Genomic DNA, 1,875 nt, shown 5'->3' with positions numbered 1-1,875 from the left:
CCGGCGGCGCGAAGGCGGTCGAGCACATGGTCGATCAGGGCCTTGCCGGCGACCTCGACCAGGGCCTTGGGACGGAGGTCGGTGAGTGGCCTCATCCGCGTGCCGAGGCCCGCGGCTAGGACCATGGCGGTCTTCGGACCGTGGGTCATCAGCGAGCCTGCGCGGGTACGTTGCGGTCCATCCACGCCTTCAGATCGCTCAGCGACGGATCGGCCAGGCAGCGGTCCAGGTAGGTCCAGAGCCGGGGCATGAAGGCGGCGTATCGGGGCTTGCCGTCGCGGGTCACCAGCCGGGCGAAGATGCCCAGGATGCGCGAGATGTTGAGGGCGCCCAGCGCGTGGTAGTCGGCCATGAAGGCCGCGCTGTCGACCTGCGGCCTCAGGGCGAAGTAGCGCGCAAGCGAGGCGGACTCCCGCCCGGCGGAGACATCGCGCCGGGCGTCATGCAGCAGCATGGACATGTCCCAGGCCGGATGGGCGCGCACGGCGTCTTGGAAGTCCAGCAGGCCGACCCGCGCCGCGCCCTGGCGCTCCGGCAGCCAGATCAGGTTCTCGGCGTGATAGTCTCGATGGCAGAAGACGCTGGCGCCGGCCGCGCCTCGCGCCCGGATCGGCGCCCAGACAGCCTCCCATTGGTCCAGCGCCCCGACGTCGAAGGACAGCTCCGGCTTCAGCTTCGGCAGCCATTCCGGCAGCAGGTCGCCGGCGGTCTTCAGCGCGACGTCGTCATAGTCGAGCAGGGGCCAGGCGATGCCGCCTGGCGCTTCCAGCACCTTGGGCGGCGCGACCGAATGCAGGGCGACCAAGGCTTCGATGGCGTCGTCATAGAGCGGGGCCTCGTCCTGGCCGGCCTCGATCAGTCGGGCGAACAGGTCGTCGCCCAGATCTTCCAGGACCGCGAGGCCGGCGGGCGCGTCGTGGGCCACGATCGCTGGCGCCGACAGCCCTTGGGTCCGCAGCCATTCGGCGGTGGCCACGAAGGCGTCGACCCGGCCGGCGGCCAGGCGGGCCATGGCGTTGTAACCGGCGGCGCGGCGCTCGTCGGCTGTAGCGTTGGGGGGGCAGGGCGCGGTCTCGGCGTTCGGCGGCTGGTCCATGAGGATCAGCCCGGTCCCGTTCGCCAGATGCAGCCGCTCGTAGCTGCGGGTCGAGGCGTCGCCGGTCAGCGGCTCGCGGCGGGCTCCGGCGAGGCCATGGCGATCGAGGAACTCGGCCTTCTGGGCCTCACGCTGCGAACTCAAGTCCACGTCCTTCCCAGGCGCCGGCGGGAACCAGCCGCGCGCGGCGCGCCTCCCCGCCATCGGGCGAGATGTCGATGACGATCTCTATATCGAGTCGGTCGGGGGGCAGGTGGCCCTCCAGCCGCTCGGGCCATTCGATCACCGCGGCGCCGTCGTCCAGGGCCTCGTCCAGCCCGATCTCGTAGGCCTCTTCGGCGCTGGTCAGCCGGTAGAGGTCGAAGTGGGCGACCTTGAGTCTGTGGCCTTCGTAGAACTGCACCAGCGTGAAGGTCGGGCTGGGGACCTCTTCGTTCGGCGTGGTCAGGGCGCGGACCAGGGCGCGAGCGAGCGTCGACTTGCCTGCGCCCAGAGGCCCGCTCAGGCAGATGGCCTCGCCCGTCCTGAGCTCCCGCGCGATGGCCGCGCCCAGGGCGCCGGTGGCGGCCTCGTCGTCGAGGCGGAACTCGCCCTCGGCGCGCTGGGCGATCATGCGAAGGGTCGGTCGGGATGGTGGGGCAGCACGTGCTCGATATAGGCCTTTAGCGCCAGGGTCGCGGCGGTGGCGTCGGGGTCCAGAACCTGGGGTGGGACCGGTGCGCCGACCGTCAGCTCGAAGGCGCGACCGCGCTTGTTCAATAGCTCGTGGAACAGGGTGA

The 1,875-nt window shown here is 71.1% G+C and carries 3 protein-coding genes; all 3 read right to left on the bottom strand.

Features of this window, described 5'->3' with window-relative positions; translation table 11 throughout:
* A partial coding sequence (locus RMO04_RS08890; RefSeq protein WP_309644426.1) for an NTP transferase domain-containing protein occupies nucleotides 1-149 on the bottom strand: 149 nt, incomplete at its 3' end.
* The gene (amgK, locus tag RMO04_RS08885; protein ID WP_309644425.1) at nucleotides 149-1,246 is read right to left on the bottom strand and encodes an N-acetylmuramate/N-acetylglucosamine kinase AmgK; all 1,098 of its coding nucleotides are present in this window, start codon (nucleotides 1,244-1,246) and stop codon (nucleotides 149-151) included. The genes amgK and RMO04_RS08890, both read right to left, overlap by 1 nt.
* The gene (gene tsaE, locus RMO04_RS08880; protein ID WP_309644424.1) at nucleotides 1,224-1,709 is read right to left on the bottom strand and encodes a tRNA (adenosine(37)-N6)-threonylcarbamoyltransferase complex ATPase subunit type 1 TsaE; all 486 of its coding nucleotides are present in this window, start codon (nucleotides 1,707-1,709) and stop codon (nucleotides 1,224-1,226) included. Before tsaE ends, amgK begins: the two co-directional genes overlap by 23 nt.
* Nucleotides 1,710-1,875: the final 166 nt, after the last annotated feature.

It is taken from the genome of Phenylobacterium sp. (assembly GCF_031412415.1).
Taxonomy (GTDB): Bacteria; Pseudomonadota; Alphaproteobacteria; order Caulobacterales; family Caulobacteraceae; genus Phenylobacterium.
Note: the sequence above shows the minus strand (reverse complement) of the source record. Positions and strands in the feature narration are given on the sequence as shown.